The sequence below is a fragment of the Muricauda sp. MAR_2010_75 genome (assembly GCF_000745185.1).
Lineage (GTDB): Bacteria > Bacteroidota > Bacteroidia > Flavobacteriales > Flavobacteriaceae > Flagellimonas.
Map to the genome: position 1 here is coordinate 2,830,504 of NZ_JQNJ01000001.1, position 19,388 is coordinate 2,849,891.

20 protein-coding genes are annotated in these 19,388 nt (G+C 43.1%); 9 read left to right on the plus strand and 11 right to left on the minus strand.

Features of this window, described 5'->3' with window-relative positions; all coding sequences use genetic code 11:
- Positions 1-12 precede the first annotated feature (12 nt).
- Positions 13-1,440: an amidohydrolase gene (locus FG28_RS12740; protein ID WP_036383385.1), complete on the minus strand. Its 1,428-nt coding sequence runs from the start codon at positions 1,438-1,440 to the stop codon at positions 13-15.
- Positions 1,441-1,540: 100 nt separating this feature from the next.
- On the opposite strand from FG28_RS12740, the gene FG28_RS12745 reads away from it, so the two are divergent.
- Positions 1,541-2,851 (plus strand): NAD(P)/FAD-dependent oxidoreductase, encoded by a 1,311-nt coding sequence (locus FG28_RS12745; protein ID WP_036383387.1) that lies wholly within the window; start codon positions 1,541-1,543, stop codon positions 2,849-2,851.
- Between the two features lie 28 nt (positions 2,852-2,879).
- Here the strand turns inward: FG28_RS12745 and xerD are convergent, their stop codons facing one another.
- Positions 2,880-3,776 carry a site-specific tyrosine recombinase XerD gene (xerD, locus tag FG28_RS12750; RefSeq protein WP_036383389.1) on the minus strand — a complete coding sequence of 299 codons (897 nt, stop codon included), beginning with the start codon at positions 3,774-3,776 and terminating at the stop codon, positions 2,880-2,882.
- A gap of 196 nt (positions 3,777-3,972) precedes the next feature.
- Between xerD and FG28_RS12755 the strand changes: the two genes are divergently transcribed.
- The 4 genes from FG28_RS12755 to aroQ all read left to right on the plus strand — a co-directional run bounded on the left by FG28_RS12755 (position 3,973) and on the right by aroQ (position 6,125).
- Positions 3,973-4,494, plus strand: a complete 522-nt coding sequence (locus FG28_RS12755; RefSeq protein ID WP_036383391.1) for a hypothetical protein — start codon at positions 3,973-3,975, stop codon at positions 4,492-4,494.
- Positions 4,495-4,639: 145 nt separating this feature from the next.
- Entirely contained in the window at positions 4,640-5,101 is a 462-nt protein-coding gene (locus FG28_RS12760; RefSeq protein WP_036383393.1) for a hypothetical protein, read from the plus strand.
- 74 nt (positions 5,102-5,175) lie between these two features.
- Entirely contained in the window at positions 5,176-5,634 is a 459-nt protein-coding gene (locus tag FG28_RS12765) for a hypothetical protein (protein WP_036383395.1), read from the plus strand.
- Positions 5,635-5,708: 74 nt separating this feature from the next.
- Complete coding sequence (gene aroQ / locus FG28_RS12770) at positions 5,709-6,125, plus strand: type II 3-dehydroquinate dehydratase (protein ID WP_036383397.1); 417 nt, start codon at positions 5,709-5,711, stop codon at positions 6,123-6,125.
- On the opposite strand, the gene FG28_RS12775 is transcribed toward aroQ, so the two are convergent.
- The 6 genes from FG28_RS12775 to FG28_RS12800 form a co-directional block, all read right to left on the minus strand.
- Positions 6,117-6,398, minus strand: coding sequence for a DUF3817 domain-containing protein (locus FG28_RS12775; protein WP_036383399.1), 282 nt, complete (start codon positions 6,396-6,398; stop codon positions 6,117-6,119). The genes aroQ and FG28_RS12775 overlap by 9 nt on opposite strands.
- A 7-nt stretch (positions 6,399-6,405) precedes the next feature.
- Positions 6,406-7,797: a dihydrolipoyl dehydrogenase gene (gene lpdA, locus FG28_RS12780; protein WP_036383401.1), complete on the minus strand. Its 1,392-nt coding sequence runs from the start codon at positions 7,795-7,797 to the stop codon at positions 6,406-6,408.
- Positions 7,798-7,918: 121 nt separating this feature from the next.
- The gene (locus FG28_RS12785) at positions 7,919-8,455 is read right to left on the minus strand and encodes a DUF1572 family protein (RefSeq protein WP_036383402.1); all 537 of its coding nucleotides are present in this window, start codon (positions 8,453-8,455) and stop codon (positions 7,919-7,921) included.
- Positions 8,452-8,862, minus strand: a complete 411-nt coding sequence (msrB, locus tag FG28_RS12790) for a peptide-methionine (R)-S-oxide reductase MsrB (RefSeq protein ID WP_036383403.1) — start codon at positions 8,860-8,862, stop codon at positions 8,452-8,454. The genes FG28_RS12785 and msrB (FG28_RS12790) overlap by 4 nt, the downstream gene beginning before the upstream one ends.
- A gap of 13 nt (positions 8,863-8,875) precedes the next feature.
- Positions 8,876-9,367, minus strand: coding sequence for a peptide-methionine (R)-S-oxide reductase MsrB (gene msrB / locus FG28_RS12795; RefSeq protein ID WP_036383405.1), 492 nt, complete (start codon positions 9,365-9,367; stop codon positions 8,876-8,878).
- A gap of 115 nt (positions 9,368-9,482) precedes the next feature.
- Positions 9,483-10,058, minus strand: coding sequence for a collagen-like protein (locus tag FG28_RS12800; RefSeq protein WP_036386554.1), 576 nt, complete (start codon positions 10,056-10,058; stop codon positions 9,483-9,485).
- Between the two features lie 159 nt (positions 10,059-10,217).
- Here FG28_RS12800 and glgB point away from each other — a divergent pair, with 159 nt between their 5' ends.
- From glgB to FG28_RS12820, 4 genes are all read left to right on the plus strand, one after another.
- Positions 10,218-12,113 carry a 1,4-alpha-glucan branching protein GlgB gene (gene glgB / locus FG28_RS12805; protein WP_036383407.1) on the plus strand — a complete coding sequence of 632 codons (1,896 nt, stop codon included), beginning with the start codon at positions 10,218-10,220 and terminating at the stop codon, positions 12,111-12,113.
- A gap of 96 nt (positions 12,114-12,209) precedes the next feature.
- Positions 12,210-14,609, plus strand: coding sequence for a glycoside hydrolase family 31 protein (locus tag FG28_RS12810; protein WP_036383409.1), 2,400 nt, complete (start codon positions 12,210-12,212; stop codon positions 14,607-14,609).
- A gap of 42 nt (positions 14,610-14,651) precedes the next feature.
- Positions 14,652-15,461, plus strand: coding sequence for a M48 family metallopeptidase (locus tag FG28_RS12815; RefSeq protein ID WP_036383412.1), 810 nt, complete (start codon positions 14,652-14,654; stop codon positions 15,459-15,461).
- 112 nt (positions 15,462-15,573) lie between these two features.
- Positions 15,574-16,896 carry an MFS transporter gene (locus FG28_RS12820; protein WP_036383414.1) on the plus strand — a complete coding sequence of 441 codons (1,323 nt, stop codon included), beginning with the start codon at positions 15,574-15,576 and terminating at the stop codon, positions 16,894-16,896.
- A gap of 101 nt (positions 16,897-16,997) precedes the next feature.
- Here the strand turns inward: FG28_RS12820 and FG28_RS12825 are convergent, their stop codons facing one another.
- From FG28_RS12825 to FG28_RS12835, 3 genes are read right to left on the minus strand one after another with little or no spacing between them, the layout of a single operon-like run.
- Complete coding sequence (locus FG28_RS12825) at positions 16,998-17,723, minus strand: head GIN domain-containing protein (protein WP_036383416.1); 726 nt, start codon at positions 17,721-17,723, stop codon at positions 16,998-17,000.
- 31 nt (positions 17,724-17,754) lie between these two features.
- Positions 17,755-18,846: a DUF4097 family beta strand repeat-containing protein gene (locus FG28_RS12830; RefSeq protein ID WP_036383417.1), complete on the minus strand. Its 1,092-nt coding sequence runs from the start codon at positions 18,844-18,846 to the stop codon at positions 17,755-17,757.
- Positions 18,827-19,387 carry a hypothetical protein gene (locus tag FG28_RS12835; RefSeq protein WP_036383419.1) on the minus strand — a complete coding sequence of 187 codons (561 nt, stop codon included), beginning with the start codon at positions 19,385-19,387 and terminating at the stop codon, positions 18,827-18,829. The genes FG28_RS12830 and FG28_RS12835 overlap by 20 nt, the downstream gene beginning before the upstream one ends.
- Position 19,388: the final 1 nt, after the last annotated feature.

Consider the following 19,388-nt stretch of genomic DNA (forward strand, 5'->3'; position numbering starts at 1 on the left):
CCTCAGAAACCTCTATTTACGATAGTCCAAGGCTGGTGGTCTGTTGCCCAATAAAGGAATGTATTCAAAATCCGCACCTCTGCGTTCTTCCAGTTCTGTTTTAGCCTTCTTTACGGTTTCCGGATTCTTGAAAACATCAATTGCAGTAAGAGCCAAAGTCTTTGCGGCAACCATCATTCCCTTTGTACCGATGGATGTCCCCCCTGCAGCTACAGCCTGCCAGCTATGGGCGGGAGTGCCGGGAACCCAGGTTGCAGTGCCCAAACCAGCCGTGGGTACGGTGTAGCTTACATCGCCCACATCGGTGGAGCCGTAGGCCCTTGCTTCTTCTTGGTAGGGTTGAATATTTTCTGCGGTCTCCATGTCCAAGGATTTGGCACCCAAGGTCTTGGATATTTTTTCCGCAAACGCCTTCTCTTCTGCTGTATAGGTTACCCCGCCAACTGTGGTCAAGTTATCATACATGATTTTTTGAAGGGTCAGGTTGGGCAACAACTCATGGGTCCCCCCAATCATTTCGAAATCCATGGTAGTTCCTGTACCGAGGGCAGCTCCTTCGGCAGCTTTTACAATACGGTCAAAAATATCGATGACCACATCTCTTTTTCCATGTCGGGCATAATAGTATACTTCGGCAAAATCAGGGACCACGTTGGGCGCTTTTCCTCCATCCGTGATTACATAATGGATTCTGGCATCTTGTGGGATGTGCTCTCGCATCATGTTCACCATCATATCCATGGCCTCAACGCCATCCAAGGCAGAACGACCTCTTTCCGGTGCTCCAGCAGCGTGTGCCGAAACCCCGTGAAATCGGAATTTTGCTGATTTGTTGGCCAAAGCAGCCCCTGCACTGGCCTCATTTTCTGCTCCGGGATGCCAATGTAGCGCTACATCCACATCGTTAAAAACGCCTTCACGAACCATATATACTTTTCCAGAACCACCTTCTTCTGCTGGGCAACCGTAAAAACGAATGGTTCCTTGTATTTTGTTTGAAGTCAACCAGTCCTTCACGGCAACGGCCGCAGCGGTTGAAGCAGTGCCAAAAAGATGGTGTCCACAGGCATGTCCGGCAACCTTATCGGCCGATTTCTTCTCGGGAACAGCTTGCTGGGACAAACCGGGAAGGGCATCATACTCCCCTAAAATAGCGATAACGGGAGAGCCAGAACCATATTCGGCCTTAAATGCTGTGGGAATGCCAGCTATGCCTTTTTCAATGGTAAAGCCGGCATCAGAAAGGGTTTTCTGCAAAAGGGCCGAGCTCTTTTCCTCCAAATAGCCCATCTCGGCAAATTCCCAAATGTTATGGGCAATGTCGCCATATTTTTGGGTTTTGGCATTTAAATCGTCTAGTACTTTTTCTTCATCTTTTTGGGAAAAAACAGCAGTTGCACACAGCATCAGTGCAACACTGATCGGGAGAATTTTTTTCATTCGTATGGAGTTTTTGAGTCAGGTGCTAAATATACTAAAAAACACCCCTTAATATAGCAAAGCCAGCAGGGGAATGCTTAATTTTGTGGGTATGTCTACCATGAATATTCCGCAATCAAGCTACCCACGGGTAGTGATTATTGGAGGTGGTTTTGGAGGAATCGCCCTAGCAAAAAAACTCAGTAAAAAAGAAATGCAGGTAGTGCTGTTGGACAAACACAACTACCACAACTTTCAACCATTGTTGTACCAGGTTTCAACAGGCGGACTGGAACCAGATTCCATAGCTTATCCCATTCGAAAAGTCCTTCAGGGCTATCCCAATTTTTTCTTCAGATTGGCCAAAGTAAAGGGTGTCAACACCAATACCAAGGAAGTAAAGACCAATATCGGCGAGGTCAGATATGATTACTTGGTGGTGGCCGCTGGGTCGGAGACCAATTTCTTCGGAAATAAGAATATTGAGACCAAGGGCATGGCCATGAAGACCATTCCCCAATCCTTGAATTTGCGGAGTCTTATTTTGGAGAATTTTGAGCAGGCATTGCTGACCGATGATCTGCACGAGCGGGATGCTTTAATGAATTTTGTGATTGTGGGCGGTGGACCAACAGGTGTGGAGTTGGCTGGTGCCCTGGCTGAAATCAAAAAAGGCATATTGCCCAAGGATTATCCCGATCTGGATACCCGAAGGGCGCAAATTAATTTGGTGCAAGCAGGAGACCGCATTCTTCCCGCCATGAGTGAAGTGGCTTCGGCCAAGGCCGAACGGTTTTTAGAAGGCTTGGGGGTAAATGTTTGGAAAAACATTAGGGTCTTGGATTATGATGGTATGCGTGTCACCACAGATACCGCTACAATATTTGAGACCGCCACTTTTGTCTGGGCAGCTGGAGTGCAAGCCGTTTCAATTAAGGGGTTGGATGCCAAAGAATTTCTATGCAGGGGCAATCGTTTGCGGGTGAACCGTTTTCATCAAGTGGAAGGGTTTACGGAGATTTTTGCCATTGGCGATGTAGCCCAAATGGAAACTGAAGCTTTTCCCCATGGCCACCCCATGATGGCGCAACCTGCCATTCAACAAGGGAGGAGCCTTGGTGACAATTTGGTTCGTTTAGTGGAAGGAAAACCCATGAAGCCTTTTGTCTACAAAGACAAGGGAAGCATGGCCACCGTTGGCAGGAACAAAGCCGTGGTGGATATGAAAAGGGTTAGATTCCAAGGGGTGTTCGCTTGGTTTGTGTGGATGTTTGTGCACCTGTATTTCTTGATCGGCTTTAGAAATAGGGTAGTGGTCTTCATCAATTGGGTGTACAATTACATTCGTTTTGATCGGGAGGCCCGTTTGATCATTCGACCTTATAAAAAGCAAAATCAAGAGTTGAAAAACCAACTAAAAAAAGGAAGTTGACCCATTTTTGGGAACTCTCCTTGCAAATTCATTTTCTCGGATGATATTCGTTTAAGACTTTTGCTAAATGTCCGCGGTTTACATGCATGTAAACTTCGGTGGTGGTAATACTTTCATGCCCCAGCATTTGTTGGATGGCACGTAAATCTGCCCCATTTTCCAAAAGATGTGTGGCAAAGGAATGCCGAAACGTATGGGGACTGATGCTCTTTTTCAGTCCAATGTGCTCTGCCAATCGTTTGATGATAGTAAAGATCATAGCCCTGGTGAGCTGTTTCCCCCTTCGGTTTAAAAACACAAAATCTTCGTGCTCCTTTTGAATGGGTAAATGTACCCTTACTTCATTGCGATAAATGTTGATGTATTTTTTGTTGATGGTACTGATGGGTACAAACCGTTGCTTGTTCCCTTTGCCAGTGACCTTTATAAAGTCCTCGTCAAAATACAGGTCGGAAAGCTTTAAGTTCACCAGTTCCGATACGCGAAGTCCGCAACCATATAAGGTTTCCAAGATGGCACGGTTGCGCTCCCCTTCGGGTTTGGAAAGATCTATGGCTGCAATGAGATCATTTATTTCATCAACAGACAAAGTGTCTGGCAACTTTCTTCCAATTTTTGGGGTCTCTATCAAGTCCATGGGGTTGTCCGGTCGGTAATCCTCAAAAACCAGATAATTGAAAAAACCTTTCAAGCCCGAAATAATGCGGGCCTGCGATCTGGGATTTACGGTTTTGGCCACATCATAAATGAACTGTTGCACGGTTTCTTGATCAATTTGGATCGGAGATTCAATAATGTTGTGCTCACCGAGATAATTTATCAACTTTTGCAGGTCCAAGCCGTAATTGGAAATGGAATTTGAACTGAGTCCACGTTCAATTTTCAAATAGGTTTTATAATCCTGCAGTGCCTGATTCCAGTTCATGGATCAAAGATAGCTACATAATTATTTAAAATTCATTGACCGATTGGTCAACTGATATGGCTTTTTGGTCAATTTGCAAGAGAAAGGAAAGAAGGGTTTGAATACATTCGTCACTTGTTTGAAAACAGGTTTTTAACATTTGCTCATACTATATCCATTGTTGACCCGTTTAAGTGTTTAGCAAATTTTAACAGATATGAACAAAACACTTTTGTTGGCAACCATTACAATGCTTGCCATTACTTTTTCGGCATCGGCCCAATATGTGGACCGTACCAATTTTAAAGCCGGGTTAAATGCAGGTCTTCCTGTAGGAGATGCCGGAGATGTTTCCAGTTTTAGCCTTGGTTTGGATATAGCCTACCATATAGGGGCTTCCGAACTGTTGGATGTCGGTTTCGCAACCGGGTTCATCCATGCTTTTGGGGATACTACGACCATTTCTGGAGTCGGGGGTAGTTTTGAAACTGAGTTTGAGGACATTCAATTTTTGCCAGCAGCGGCCTCGATTCGGTTATACCCAACCTATGATTTTAAGTTTGGAGCCGATGTTGGTTACGCCGTCGGAATAAATGAAGGCAACGAAGGAGGGTTTTACCTAAGGCCCATAATCGGTTACAACATTACCGGAAACACGGAATTGAACGTCTCCTATGTAAATATCAGCAATGATGGGAGTTTTTCAATCGCAACCTTGGGAATTTTGTTTTTATTCTAATGAAAGGCCCAAAAGAGTAGTAGGTTAAAACAAAGTATAACTGGAATATAAAATTTGAATTATGAATATATAGCATAAACTGTACATAACCCCAAATCCTAAAAGCAGTTTTAGATCATGAATATTAACCAATAAATACTTAGAAATGAAAAAATTACTATTTGTTTTTATGCTTGTTCTTCTGTGTTCCGTGTCCCTTGAGGCCCAAACCAACTACAAGGCCGCACTTGGATTGGGTGTTGAAGCCTTTGATGAGGCTACCTTGGTCGGTGTTACTGGAAAGTACTTTTTTACAGATCACCATGTTGGACAGGCAGATTTGGGTTTTGAAGATGGAGTAACAGCAATTACGGCATTGTATTCCTATCACAAAAAATTTGCACCAGGAAGTGGTTTTCGTTGGTATGCAGGAGCTGGACCCAGTATTTTTTTATTTGATGGAGGTGAAAACATTTTTGCACTTCGTCCCCATTTAGGTCTTGATTTTAAGATAGACGGAGTGCCCATTGTGCTTAATTTTGATTGGCGACCTGCCATTGTCCTTAGTGAGGATGCTGATAATGAAATAGGGGCGTTTGCTTTTGGCCTTCAGTTTGCCTTTAATTAACTGAATCAAATACAATATTTATAGACCGAGTTTATCTCGGTCTTGTTTATTCTTTTCAATAAATTAAATATATAATGAAAAAGACATTGATTGTATTTGTTATTCTTGCATTTTTCTCCTTAGCGGTAAAAGCCCAAACCGATTATGGTGCAGCACTTGGAGTGGGTATCGATGCTATAAGTTATGCTACTTTTATAGAGGCTACAGGTAAGTATTTTTTTAGCAGCAAACATGCAGTACAAGCTGATGCAGGGTTTGATGGTCGTGGTACTATATTAACAGCTCTATACTCTTATCATAACGAATTCTTTGGAACTAAGGGACTTAGATGGTATGTTGGTACAGGCCCAAGTATTGTACTTTGGAATGGAGGCGCAAACACTTTTGCATTAAGGCCCCATTTGGGACTTGATTATAAAATTAAAGATGTTCCCTTCATAATAAATATTGATTGGCGACCAGCCATTGTATTGAGCAATGGGGACAATGAAGTTGGAGCCTTTGGGCTTGGCCTTCAGTTTGCCTTTAATTGATTCTGATTCAAAAGAAATTATGATAGTTGGGGCGGGATATACCGCCCTTTTCTTTTTGTTGTATTTTTAACCCCATGAAACTAATGATCATCAATGGCCCCAATTTAAATCTGTTGGGCAAACGGGAACCCGAAGTATACGGAAACATCACTTTTGAGGACTATTTTAAACAGTTACAGCAGAAATTTTCCCAAGTGGAACTGGAATACTTTCAATCCAACATAGAGGGAGAACTGATTCAAAAGATTCAGGAAGTTGGTTTTGATTATGACGGCATTATTTTGAATGCTGCTGCCTACACCCATACCTCAGTAGGTATTGGCGATGCCATTAAAGCCGTGACCACACCTGTTATTGAAGTGCATATTTCAAATACTCATAAGCGCGAGGAATACAGGCACGTTTCGTACATATCCCCAGTGGCCAAAGGTGTTATTTTGGGCTTTGGGCTACAGAGCTATGATTTGGCCATCCAAAGCTTTTTAGGCTAGGGAACTCAAATATTTCTTATCTGCATAAAATGTTCCAAAGGGTAGAAGTGAAGCCACAAAAAGAATCACAAATCTTTTAATGCTCCATTTGCGTTCCCGACAGAACACAACGGCCACCACTACATAAAGAATGAAAAGAAAACCGTGGGCATAGCCAATAACCTTGTTCGGTTCTGGGATATCCGCCCAATGCTTCAAGGGCATGGTCATGCCAAACAGCAGTAAATAGGAAATTCCTTCAAGAATAGCAGTGGCCCTGAAAAGTTTTAGCATACCTGAATTATAGGTGGATTACTTCATCATAGGCATCAGCAACTGCCTCCATAACCGCTTCACTCATAGTTGGGTGCGGGTGCACCGCTTTTAACACTTCGTGTCCGGTGGTTTCCAATTTGCGGGCCACCACAGCTTCGGCGATCATATCGGTCACGCCTACCCCGATCATGTGGCATCCCAGCCATTCGCCATATTTGGCATCAAAAATGACTTTTACGAAACCATCTGGAGTTCCAGCGGCTTTGGCTTTTCCACTTACTGAGAATGGGAATTTACCCACTTTGAGTTCGTATCCTTTTTCCTTGGCTTGTTTTTCGGTCAATCCAACGGAAGCCACTTCAGGAATACAATAGGTACATCCAGGAATGTTGCCATAATCCAGCGGCTCCACATGCATACCTGCAATTTTTTCGACACAAAGGATACCCTCAGCAGATGCCACATGGGCCAATGCCTGACCCGGTGTAACATCGCCAATGGCATAATACCCAGGAATATTGGTCTGGTAGTAATCGTTCACCAAAATTTTATCGCGGTCTACGGCAATACCTACATCTTCCAATCCAATGTTTTCAATATTGGTCTTAATACCAACAGCGGAAAGTACAATATCGGCTTCCAAAACTTCTTCACCTTTGGAAGTTTTTACGGTAGCCTTTACACCGTCACCTGAGGTATCTACTTTGGTCACCTCTGCGGATGTCATGATTTTTACCCCAGCCTTTTTAAAGCTGCGTTCCAGTTGTTTGGATACATCCTCGTCCTCAACTGGGACAATATTGGGCATAAATTCCACGACGGTAACCTCGGTTCCCATGGAATTGTAGAAATAGGCAAATTCAATACCGATGGCACCACTGCCTACCACAATCATTTTCTTGGGTTGTTTTTCAAGGGACATGGCCTCACGATAGCCAATTACCTTTTTTCCATCTTGGGGAAGGCTTGGCAATTCGCGGCTTCGTGCGCCAGTGGCAATGATGATATGGTCAGCCGTATACTCGGCAGTGTCCCCGTGCTCACCCTTAACCAAAACTTTTTTTCCGGGTTGTACCTTTCCAAAGCCATTGAGGACCTCAATTTTGTTCTTTTTCATCAGGAACTGAACACCTTTGCTCATTCCTTCTGCAACACCTCGACTTCTTTTGACCACGGCGCCAAAGTCATGTTCTACATTTTTGGCACTAAGACCGTAATCTTCGGCATGCTTCAAATATTCAAAAACCTGAGCAGATTTCAACAGGGCCTTGGTAGGGATACATCCCCAGTTAAGACAAACACCACCTAAACTTTCCTTTTCAACAAGGGCTGTTTTAAATCCAAGTTGTGAGGCTCTGATTGCGGTTACATACCCACCGGGACCACTTCCCAAAACGATTACATCGAACTTGCTCATTAGATCTTGATTTTATGTTGTTAGATTTGAAGCCTGCTTTAGTGCGGGCAGGTGCAAAAGTACGGAATTCAATCCCCAAATCCCAAGTACGGGAAAGTCAAAAATGGCTTAGTTTGTGAAATCAGATTTTATCTTTCCCGAACATCCTTTTGTTGAAGGCGTTAGAGCCGCCTTTTGGTATGGAAAGTGATTTCCATTGTGGGCCTTTGATCATCTTCCCGATAAAGGCCAACTGCCCAACATGGCCGGCATAATGGGCCAATTGCCGGTTTACGGCTTCAATAAGGGTATGATTTTCATTCCTGATTTTGATTCTGGTGTCAAAATCTATGGTTTTCATTTGCTCCAAGGCATCAAACAAACAATTCCAGCCCTTTTCCCAGGCCGTAATCATGTCATTTTTATTGGAGTAGGGGGCTTCAAACTCCATTTCCCGTTCACGCCATGGTTTTTCACCATCCTCGGTCAAGAAATTGGTCCACCGGCTCAACATATTCCCCACTAGGTGCTTTACAATAATGGCAATGGAATTATCCGTTTCTGAGAAGGTCCAAAAGATATCTTCATCGGTAAGCTGGGCAAAGGTTTTATCACCCATGGTTTTGTACCGATGAAATTCAAAAATGACGTTGGAAAGATAGTTTTCGTGAAAATTCATTCGTTGTCCGCAGGGTCAAATCCAATACTTACTGAATTAATGCAGTACCGTTGTCCGGTAGTTTCTCGTGGTCCATCATTAAAAACATGCCCCAAATGGCTTCCGCAGTTGGCACATACTGTTTCGGTGCGGATCATCCCATGCGTGGTATCCCTTATGTATTCAATGGCCCCTTCCACAGCTTGGTCGAAAGACGGCCAACCACAACCACTTTCAAATTTGTGTTCGCTTTCAAAAAGTTTGGCGTTGCACGCCTTGCAATGGTAGTTGCCATTTTCAAAATGAAGGTTGTATTGCCCTGTAAAGGGACGCTCGGTACCCTTTTTTCGCAACACATAGTATTCTTCCGGAGAGAGTTCTTTTTGCCACTCTTCCTCCGTCTTTTGGATATCGTATTTCTTGGTCATGCCATGTTAAAAATTAATTCCCGTCTGGGATAAAATCCAATGCAACCCCATTGATGCAATGCCGTTTTCCGGTGGTTTCCCGTGGGCCATCGTTAAAAACATGTCCCAAATGGCCGCCGCATACCGCACAGTGTTCTTCGGTACGGGCCACTCCTATTTTATAATCCACATCATAGGCCACATTCCCCTCAATTTCTCGGTCAAAACTCGGCCACCCGGTACCGGAATCAAATTTATGTTCACTTTTAAAAACGGGCGTTCCACATCCTGCGCAGACATAAGTTCCTTTTTGTTTGTTGTCCAAAAGGTCACTGGTAAATGCATTTTCGGTGGCAGCTTTTCTCAGGACATAATACTCCATGTCAGTAAGCTCCGCTTTCCATTCGGCATCCGTTTTGGTGACTTTGTAGGCCGTTTCTTTTTTAGTTTCCTTTTTCTCTTCCTGTGATGTGCCCTTACAGCCCACAAAGGCCAAAAGAGTGATCAAAAGCAATTTTTTTCCCATTTCTTCTTTCTTTTTATGAAATAGACGTGGTTTTTAGCCTATCCTTTCAAAAATACCAAAAAGAAAAGTCCCAAAGGAAACCAATGGGACTTTAATCATATTCTTTAAGCTTGGATTAATTCAAATCCAATTTTTGTACTTGTCCTTCTTCAATGCCCAAAGCGGACATCACATTCTCAATATTGGAGGTATCCATTTTGGAGGAATTGGCAAAGACACTGGGTACAAACACAATCCGGAAGATTTGATCATCGGTAAAGTCGGTACTTAAGGTTGACAGGTCAAAATTTCCTTCAATGAAGAGTTCCACATCCACAAAGGTGTGTTCAAATACATACTGTATGGTTCCTTCGGGAAGAAAATAGTTTTGTGGAATCTGGCTCCACAAATCGGCGTCGCTACCATCTTGCAAACCTACAGTGCCGGCCCATCGATACACCAAAACGGCATCAGCCTCAAAGACTTCAAAGTCAGTAATATCGCTAAAATTTATCAAGGTGCTGAAGAGATTGGCATCGCCATCATAGCCAAAGTTGGCGTTCACTTCCACCACCTGTCCTTGGATGCCGTCAGCCCCATCTAAACCGTCCAGTCCATCAAAGCCATCTCTTCCGGGAGGTCCAGCAGGACCTTCACAGGAAACGGTGAACAATACAAGAAATGCTCCAATAATAGTATAGAATTTATTCATGATTTTGGATTTTTGATTTGTTTTCATTTTGTCTGTTTATGGGTAAAAATCAAAAAGCATTCCATTTTTCCAAAAGAACTCAATTTTATTTGAAAGGAATGGCTTAAAATCGTATTCTTGGGTAAAGATGTGTTATATTGTAAATGCTAAATATAGTTTATGTCCAACGTAATTGTCCATAGTTTATTTTCAGAATTTGATATCAATCTTTTTAAGGCCGGAAAGCATTTTCGGCTTTATGACAAATTAGGGTCGCACCTCATTGAAGTAGATGGCGTAAAAGGCACCTACTTTGCTGTTTGGGCCCCTTCGGCCAAATCGGTTTCTGTAATTGGGGATTTCAACTACTGGAATGCTGGTGAACATGAACTCAATGTACGATGGGATGCCAGTGGTATTTGGGAAGGCTTTATTCCCGGTGTGGACAAAGGCACCAAGTACAAATACAAGATCCAATCCCATAATAATGGCATTTGGACCGAGAAGGCCGATCCATTCGGGCGATTTTGTGAGCAACCGCCCAATACTGCATCATTGGTTTGGGACGCTCCTTACAACTGGAAGGATAAGAAATGGATGGATACCCGCGAGGAAAAAAATGGGTTGGACAAGCCCTATTCGGTATATGAAGTGCATCTAGCCTCCTGGAAAAAGAAAAACGGATGGGAATCGCTATCCTATCTTGAAATGGCAGATGAGTTGGTAGACTACGTGGACAAAATGGGCTTTACCCATGTGGAATTTATGCCAGTAATGGAATATCCCTATGACCCTTCTTGGGGTTATCAGATAACAGGCTATTTTGCACCAACATCCCGTTTTGGAAAACCTGAGGATTTTAAAGTCTTGGTGGACAAGTTCCACCAAAAAGGAATAGGTGTGATTCTGGACTGGGTACCTTCCCATTTCCCAGAAGATGCCCATGGTCTTGGCTTTTTTGATGGGTCGCACCTCTACGAACACCCAGACCGAAGAAGGGGATATCATCCCGATTGGAAAAGTTTGATCTTCAACTACGGAAGAAACGAGGTTAGGGCCTTTTTGATCAGTAACGCCATTTTTTGGCTGGACCAATATCATGTGGATGGCCTTCGGGTGGATGCTGTGGCCTCCATGCTGTATCTGGACTACTCACGTGAAGAGGGTGAGTGGGAACCTAATATGTATGGGAACAATGAAAATCTAGAGGCCTTGTCTTTTCTTAGGGAAATGAATCAAGAGGTGTATGCCAGCTTTAAAGGGGTGCAGACCATTGCAGAGGAATCAACGGCATTCTCTGGAGTCACCAAACCTGTGCATTTTGGTGGACTGGGTTTTGGCATGAAATGGATGATGGGTTGGATGCACGATACCTTGGAGTTCTTTAAAAAAGAACCTATTTATCGTTCGTATGACTTGAATGACATCACCTTCAGCATGACCTATGCCTTTACCGAAAACTTTGTGTTACCGTTTTCCCATGATGAGGTGGTATATGGAAAACAGTCCCTATTATATCGTATGCCTGGCGACGAATGGCAGCGTTTTGCCAATTTAAGGCTCTTATTTGGATACATGTTTACCCACCCAGGGGGTAATTTACTCTTTATGGGCGGTGAATTTGGACAATCATCGGAATGGAATTTCCAAGAAAGCCTGAATTGGCACCTGACCCAGTACGATTTCCATTCTGGAATTCAGGAAGTTATCAAGGATCTTAATAAGCTTTATAAAACCAATCCGGCCCTGTATGAAAAACAGTTCAGCCAGGAGGGTTTTCAATGGATCGAGTACAACGATAGGGAGAATACGGTTATTACCTATATGAGAAAGGGAAAAGACCCCAAGGATGATTTGATCGTAGCATGCAACTTTACGCCTGCACCCCGCGAAAATTATAGGGTTGGTGTCCCCAAGAACACCCAGCTAAAATTGGTTTTCAATAGTGACGACACCAAATATTCCGGCAGTGGAATGGGCAAAAAAACCTTAAAACCGTCAAAAACGCCATGGAACGGTCATCCACAATCGGTTGTAATGACACTTCCTCCTTTGGCAGTAGTGGTTTACAAATAGCGGGAATACTACAACGTTGTAGTTAGCTTGTTGTTCAAAATATCTTTTTAATTTGTCGAGCTAAAGTATTTCTTTTGTCAGTCTGAATAGCCAGCTATGATTACCAACACGGAAGTTGAAAGAAGAGGGAACCAGCATCCCAATCATATAGTCGATTTCAAACAGGAAAACGACAAACTATATTTTACCACTCAAAACGGAGTTATTTTGCAGGTTACCATATTGAGGGACAGCGCAATACGTTTCAGGTATGCTACCGAATACGTTTTTGAACCCGACTTTTCCTATGCCATTAGTGAAGATGTTAGTTTGGGTTACAATGAACTGGATGTAAAGGAAGAGATTCCGGAATACGTCATTACCACTTCCAAGATTAAAATCTTTATCAACAAAACGGATCTTAAGGTCCAGATTGTGGATTTGGAAGATACCGTAATCTTGGAAGACGAACTGGGCTTTCATTGGGAGGAGAATTACGATTACGGGGGCAATGTGGTAAAAATGAGCAAAACCTGCCATTCCGGGGAAAGCTATTACGGAATGGGGGACAAAGCTTCGCATACCAATTTAAAGGGTAAACGTGTGAACAATTGGGTAACGGACTCTTATGCCTTCGGAAAAGATCAGGAGCCTTTGTATAAGTCCATCCCTTTTTATGTTGGACTCAAGGAAGGTATTGCCTATGGTGTTTTTTTTGATAATTCCTTCAGTACCTACTTTGATTTTGCCAACGAGAAAAGAAATGTGACCAGTTTTTGGGCCGATGGTGGAGAGATGAACTATTACTTTTTCTATGGACCCAAAATGAGCCAGGTGGTTGAAGCCTATACCGATCTGACCGGCGTGCCTGAACTTCCACCGTTGTGGGCTTTGGGGTTCCACCAATCCAAATGGAGTTATTATCCAGAACGAAAGGTGAAAAAAATAGCCTCCACGTTCAGGAAACTCAAAATACCCTGTGATGCCATTTATTTGGATATCGATTATATGGAGGGATTTCGATGTTTTACCTGGAACAACCGGTATTTCCCCAATCCCAAAAAAATGGTTGAAGAAATGGAGGAGGACGGGTTCAAGGTAATTACCATGATCGATCCCGGGATAAAAATAGATCGGGATTATTGGGTATATCAACAAGCCATGGACAACGACTTTTTCTGTAAACGTGCCGATGGACCCCATTTTAAGGGAAAAGTTTGGCCAGGAGAGTGTAAATTTCCAGATTTCACCAATCCTGAAGTACGCGAATGGTGGGCTGGATTGTACAAAGAGATGATTGCTGATATGGGGGTTCGTGGGGTTTGGAACGACATGAACGAACCAGCTGTAATGGAAGTCCCCACCAAAACGGCCAATCTAGATGTTCGCCATGATTATGACGGTCACCCTTGTAGCCATAGGAAGGCACACAATGTATATGGTATGCAAATGGTACGTGCCACGTATGAAGGTATAAAGAAATTCACCTTTCCAAGACGGCCTTTTGTGCTTACCCGAGCTGCCTATTCCGGTACACAGCGCTATTGTGCCACCTGGACGGGAGACAATGTGGCAACCTGGGAGCATTTATGGATTGCCAATGTACAGATGCAGCGCATGTGCATGAGTGGATATTCGTTTGTTGGTTCGGATATTGGAGGTTTTGCAGAGCAGCCCAATGGGGAATTGTTTGCCAGATGGGTGCAATTGGCCATTTTCCACCCATTTTGTAGGGTGCATTCCAGCGGAGATCATGGTGATCAAGAACCGTGGTCTTTTGGAGAGGAGATAACCAATATTGTTCGAAAATATATCGAGTTACGATACCAATTACTGCCTTATTTGTATACCATGTTCTACAAGTATATTAAAGAGGGCATGCCCATGCTGCAATCGCTGGTTTTCTATGATCAAGAGGATACGCAGACGCATTTTAGGACAGATGAGTTCCTTTTCGGTGATAAAATGTTGGTCAGTCCAGTTCAAGAACCCAATGCCCAGGGAAGACGCATGTATTTTCCAAGGGGAAAGTGGTACAGTTACTGGACTGATGAGGTAATTACCGGAGGTATGGAAAAGTGGGTGCCCGCCGAAATCGATAAAATTCCATTGTTCGTAAAGGAAGGGGCCATGATACCCAAATATCCCGTTCAACAATATGTGGGGGAAAAAGAAATCAAGGAATTGCGAATTGATGTCTACTACAAGGAAGGTTTGGAAAATTCTAGCGTATATGAAGATCAACAAGACGGGTATGACTATAAAAAAGGACGTTTCAGTCTACGGAATTTTAGGTTACGGGGTAAAGAAAAAGAATTGATCATACAGCAATTCAAGGATGGTAATTTCATCACCCCGTATGAAAAACTTCAACTTTACTTCCATGGTTTGCCATTTGATATCGGAATGGTGGAATTGGACAATGAAGAGGTAAACCCAGAAGACATTAAATTGAATGGGGGCAACTCTATTGTGGTAAGCAAGGATTTTACAGAGCTCCATATTTTTGGAAAATAATTTTGTAATTTTCCTTCTACTAAACACTATTAAAAATTACGTATGAAAAGGTTGATTTTGACGGTAGCGGTATTCTTGGTTGTGGCCGCATGCAAAACAAATCCGTTTACCGGAAAGAGCACACTCAATTTTTATCCCAACAGTCAAATTTTTCCCATGGCATTTGCCCAATATGACGAGTTTTTGGGAGATAATAAAGTGATTACAGGAACATCAGATGCCCAAATGATCACTAGGGTTGGGCAGCGTATAGCTTCTGCCGCGGAACGATGGTTGAGTGCAAATGGGTATCCTGGCTATTTAAAAGACTATAAGTGGGAATACAATCTGGTAGATGATGAAACGGTGAACGCTTGGTGTATGCCCGGCGGTAAAATTGTGTTTTACACCGGTATATTGCCCATAACCCAAAATGAAACTGGGATAGCCGTGGTCATGGGGCATGAGGTGGCGCATGCTTTGGCCGATCATGGAGCACAACGCATGAGCGCAGGAATGTTGCAACAAATTGGTGCGGTTGCGGGAAACGTGGCCATACAAGATCCTGAAAAAAGAAACATGTTCAACCAAGCCTATGGGTTGGGGTCTACAGTTGGGGTAATGTTGCCTTTCAGCAGAAGCCACGAGACAGAAGCAGACCGAATTGGGTTACAGATTATGGCCATTGCGGGCTATAATCCAGACGAGGCCGCACAACTGTGGCAACGTATGAAGGCCCAATCTGGTGGACAGGCACCACCTGAATTTTTGAGCACCCACCCCTCCAATGATACCCGGATCAGTAATTTAACGGCTTGGGCACCAGCGGCTAAACAAGAAGCCCGTAAATTTGGCGTAACATCATTCAAGTAAATTGGGATTTAACAAAACCAAAAATGTCATTTTGAGCCAGTGGAAAGCTTGTTTCGGTTGAAACAGGTTTCACAAAAAGTTCGGAATGACATTTTCTTTTTAACCAACCACCATGGCACAAGTACTGGCATTAAAAGGGAGTAAAAAACTATTGAATGCTTGGGCATTTTATGATTGGGCCAACTCGGTCTACAGTCTGGTCATTTCCTCTGCGGTCTTTCCCATTTTTTACGGAGCCCTTTTCCGTGTGGCCGGCATTGAAAAAGTTTCCGTTTTTGGTGGGGAAATAGCCCGGGCCCCTCTCATCAGTTATGTTACCTCCTTAGCTTTTGTCTTTATTGCCATTGTGACCCCTTTGGTGTCAGGAATTGCGGACTATATGGGGAACAAGAGGATTTTTCTGAAATTTTTCTGCTATTTGGGAGCACTATCCTGTATTGGTCTTTACTGGTTTTCCTTGGAGAACATCTATTTTGGACTAACATGCTATTTCTTTGGTTTGGTCGGATTTTGGGTCAGTTTCGCCATCAACAATTCCTATTTGCCGGATATTGCCTATCCCGAACAGCAAGACGGCATCAGCGCCAAGGGATTTTCTTTTGGGTATGTTGGCAGTGTCATTTTATTGGTGTTCAACTTGGCCATGGTGATGCAACCCGATGTTTTTGGAATTACGGACAGTGGGGGAGAGGCAGCCGAAATCAAGGCCATGAAGTACTCCTTCATCTCTGTAGGGATATGGTGGGCACTTTTTAGTCAATATACATTTAAGCACTTGCCCAAGGGCTATAAGCGTGAAGGTGAACGGAAAAACATCATCTTGAATGGATTTCGCGAACTCAAAAGTGTTTGGAAACAATTGGAGTCTGAAACCCGATTGAAACAGTATTTGGGCGCTTTTTTTGTCTACAGCATGGCGGTCCAGACCGTAATGTTGATCGCTACCTATTTTGGTGAGGAAGAAATTGCATGGGGTTCTGACAGTGAGCGGACTACTGGACTCATCGTGAGTATTTTGGTCATTCAGATTGTGGCCATCTTGGGAGCTACCCTTACGGCTAAGGCCTCCAGTAGATATGGAAACATCAGAACATTGATTGTCATCAACTGTATTTGGGTGATGTTATGCGTGTATGCTTATTTTTTGCAAACACCGATGGACTTTTATATAGCGGCAAGTTTTGTAGGTCTTGTTATGGGGGGTATTCAGGCCTTGTCACGATCGACCTATTCCAAATTTTTGCCCGAGACCACCGACACCACTTCATTCTTCAGTTTTTATGATGTGGCCGAAAAGATAGGCATCATCATAGGAACGTTCATGTACGGCTTTGTTTCGCAAGTCACGGGAAGCATGCGAAACAGTATCATATTTTTAGGGCTTTTCTTTTTGGCGGGAATATTCTTACTGGCCCGGGTCAACAATAAAAAATAATAAAAAAAGCCCCGTTTTGTAGGGCTTTTTCGTTTTTTGATTGGCCCTTAGCTTCGACTACGCTCAGCATAAATTTGCTCAGGGCAAGAGATAAACTCCTTTTATCCTCGGGAAATGTCTCCAGAGCCTGAGGATTTGCTATTGATTTTCTTTGGATTGCCACGATAATGGATGTCTCCCGATCCAGATACCCGTGCATCTATGGATTGGTTGGCGGTGACTCTTATATCTGCGGACCCGGAGACCGCTGCGGTAACGTGCTCCGCCTCTAGATCATAAGCCTTTATGTCGCCTGACCCTGAAACCTGAACATTGAAATCCATGGTTTTCCCGGATAAATTAATGTCTCCAGATCCAGATAGGGCAGCCTCTATATCTTGGGCCTCAACCATCAGGCTAATATCTCCAGACCCTGCTATCCGGGTACTAAAGCGATTTGATTTTATTGTGGTCTTACCCACAATGTCCCCAGAACCAGAAAGGGAAACCTCGCTGATGGATTCAATGGGAACGGTAATATGGATTCCTTTGCCCCAACTGGATGGTCTTAGATTGACTCCTCTTTCAACTTTTATTACCAAGGTTCCATTTTTTACCTCTGTCTTTACATATTCCAACAGATTGGATTCGCCTTCAAGAGTAATTTCACCTTCGCGGCCATCCACCAAATCCACATCGAACCAACCGGCCAATGCCACACCGTCGTAATTGCCAACGGAGCGTTCAATGGTCACAACATTGCCATCCCCTTTTATTCTTTTGCCCCATTGGGCGTTTGTAATGGCCACAGTGCAAAGTGCCAAGACCAATATGATACCTTTTCTCATGATTCTGTTTTTAATTGTTTTTTGATATGATTTAGTTTTTAGAAAATGTGATTCCACCGTAATCCGTAGTGATATTTATGCGGTTTCCGGAGTTTTCTTTTCCATAATAGCCTTTGTAATATTTTTCGGTGTTTTTTTCCTTGCTGATGCTAATTTCAAAATCGTCTTTGCCACTTACCCCCGCATATTCCGCAACAATTTCAAAATCAAAGTAGTATTCAGGATGGTATCCAATTTTTATTCCGGTATAATCGGTTCTAATGTCCACATTTCCAGCATCCGGGGCCAACTCATCAATCCGTAGTGACCCATAATCGCTGGTAATGCTAACGTTGCCGTGCACTGTTCCCAGTTTTACACCGATATAATCCCCATTCCCATTCACATTTTTCACATTGTGGGCCTCAAGAGATCCATAGTCGCTGGAATATTCCAAATTGTCCATCTCTTCAATTACGGCATTGGTATAATCAGCCTTTATAGTAAGGTTACCAGCTTTTTCAATGGTAAAACCAGAATAATCCGCAACAATTTCACCACTGTTTACATACCCAAAATGAGATCTTGAGGTGTAATCAAATCGGAGTTCATTGTTGCGTCCCCGAAGTTCACCAGCATCAATTTTACCATAATCACAGTTGATCTTGGCATGACCATCAATACGGTCCAAGAAAATACTTCCATAATCGTTGTTGAGGTTAACACTGTTCTTTACAGGTAGTTTAATGGTATAGTTTACCTGTACATTAATGTTTCTGTGCTTGCCCCAGTTCCACCCCCAGCTGTTACCACGATCTCCAAAAAGAGTTCTGGCGGACACCATGCTGGAACTGTTCTCAAAGTCAACATTGATTTCGTTTAAACGCTCCTGTACGCGATCTTCATCATTTCCATTGGCCTTGATGTGCACCTCGATGACTACTCTGTTTTCATTCCAAGAGGTAATGTTAAGGTTGCCGTAGCTATTGTTCACCTTGAACAAGGCATCCGAATTTACATTGAACTCCCGTTTTATGGTTTTCTCCTTGGTGTACTTGCCATTCATACCATCGGTATAAGCGCTCAGTGTTAGGGGAACGAGCGTCAAGGCCAAAAGGAAACTCTTATATAGTAATGTTTTCATCATTGTATGATTTTAAATTTTTAATACTTTCTATTTGGCTCAAAACATCTTTTAAAAGATCAATTCTTGTTTGGAAGTTGAAAATCATGGCGTTTAAGATAATTTTACTGTCACCGCCATTGACGAGGTCTTGCTCCAAGCTTTTATAATCTTTTTCCAACTTTTTCAATTGCAGCAAAGTGTCATCCACCAATTGCGCAGTTTCAGGGGATTTTTCATTTTTCAATAGGACTACCTGTTCTTCAATGAGATTGGCAAAGTAGAACTCGGTTTGGGAAACTTCCGGTGAAATTTCCACTACTTGCTGCTCAAGACTGGGGCCAATCCCCAAAACTTGGAAGGCCAAAATGCCAATAATTGCTATGGATGCCGCAATGGACAGGGGTTTCCACCAGGTTGACCTGTTTTTGTGGATGGAAACTGTACCATTGGCCTGGTTCAGTTTCTCCAAGAAGCGATCTTGGTGCCCACTTTGCGGTTCTTCAAGGTCAAACTGTCCTTGAAGCCTATTAAACAACTGATATAATTTATCTTCCTTCATG

Excerpts from the sequence above, each read along its gene's own strand:
- msrB (WP_036383405.1), bottom strand. The coding sequence starts at position 9,367 with ATGGGAAAAAAATTGCTTTTGATCACTCTTTTGGCCTTTGTGGGCTGT.
- glgB (WP_036383407.1), top strand. The coding sequence starts at position 10,218 with ATGTCCAACGTAATTGTCCATAGTTTATTTTCAGAATTTGATATCAAT.
- lpdA (WP_036383401.1), bottom strand. The coding sequence starts at position 7,797 with ATGAGCAAGTTCGATGTAATCGTTTTGGGAAGTGGTCCCGGTGGGTAT.
- FG28_RS12830 (WP_036383417.1), bottom strand. The coding sequence starts at position 18,846 with ATGAAAACATTACTATATAAGAGTTTCCTTTTGGCCTTGACGCTCGTT.
- msrB (WP_036383403.1), bottom strand. The coding sequence starts at position 8,862 with ATGACCAAGAAATACGATATCCAAAAGACGGAGGAAGAGTGGCAAAAA.
- FG28_RS12755 (WP_036383391.1), top strand. The coding sequence starts at position 3,973 with ATGAACAAAACACTTTTGTTGGCAACCATTACAATGCTTGCCATTACT.
- FG28_RS12745 (WP_036383387.1), top strand. The coding sequence starts at position 1,541 with ATGAATATTCCGCAATCAAGCTACCCACGGGTAGTGATTATTGGAGGT.
- FG28_RS12760 (WP_036383393.1), top strand. The coding sequence starts at position 4,640 with ATGAAAAAATTACTATTTGTTTTTATGCTTGTTCTTCTGTGTTCCGTG.
- FG28_RS12785 (WP_036383402.1), bottom strand. The coding sequence starts at position 8,455 with ATGAATTTTCACGAAAACTATCTTTCCAACGTCATTTTTGAATTTCAT.
- FG28_RS12810 (WP_036383409.1), top strand. The coding sequence starts at position 12,210 with ATGATTACCAACACGGAAGTTGAAAGAAGAGGGAACCAGCATCCCAAT.
- FG28_RS12820 (WP_036383414.1), top strand. The coding sequence starts at position 15,574 with ATGGCACAAGTACTGGCATTAAAAGGGAGTAAAAAACTATTGAATGCT.
- FG28_RS12775 (WP_036383399.1), bottom strand. The coding sequence starts at position 6,398 with ATGCTAAAACTTTTCAGGGCCACTGCTATTCTTGAAGGAATTTCCTAT.
- FG28_RS12835 (WP_036383419.1), bottom strand. The coding sequence starts at position 19,387 with ATGAAGGAAGATAAATTATATCAGTTGTTTAATAGGCTTCAAGGACAG.
- FG28_RS12740 (WP_036383385.1), bottom strand. The coding sequence starts at position 1,440 with ATGAAAAAAATTCTCCCGATCAGTGTTGCACTGATGCTGTGTGCAACT.
- FG28_RS12815 (WP_036383412.1), top strand. The coding sequence starts at position 14,652 with ATGAAAAGGTTGATTTTGACGGTAGCGGTATTCTTGGTTGTGGCCGCA.
- FG28_RS12825 (WP_036383416.1), bottom strand. The coding sequence starts at position 17,723 with ATGAGAAAAGGTATCATATTGGTCTTGGCACTTTGCACTGTGGCCATT.
- FG28_RS12800 (WP_036386554.1), bottom strand. The coding sequence starts at position 10,058 with ATGAATAAATTCTATACTATTATTGGAGCATTTCTTGTATTGTTCACC.
- aroQ (WP_036383397.1), top strand. The coding sequence starts at position 5,709 with ATGAAACTAATGATCATCAATGGCCCCAATTTAAATCTGTTGGGCAAA.
- FG28_RS12765 (WP_036383395.1), top strand. The coding sequence starts at position 5,176 with ATGAAAAAGACATTGATTGTATTTGTTATTCTTGCATTTTTCTCCTTA.
- xerD (WP_036383389.1), bottom strand. The coding sequence starts at position 3,776 with ATGAACTGGAATCAGGCACTGCAGGATTATAAAACCTATTTGAAAATT.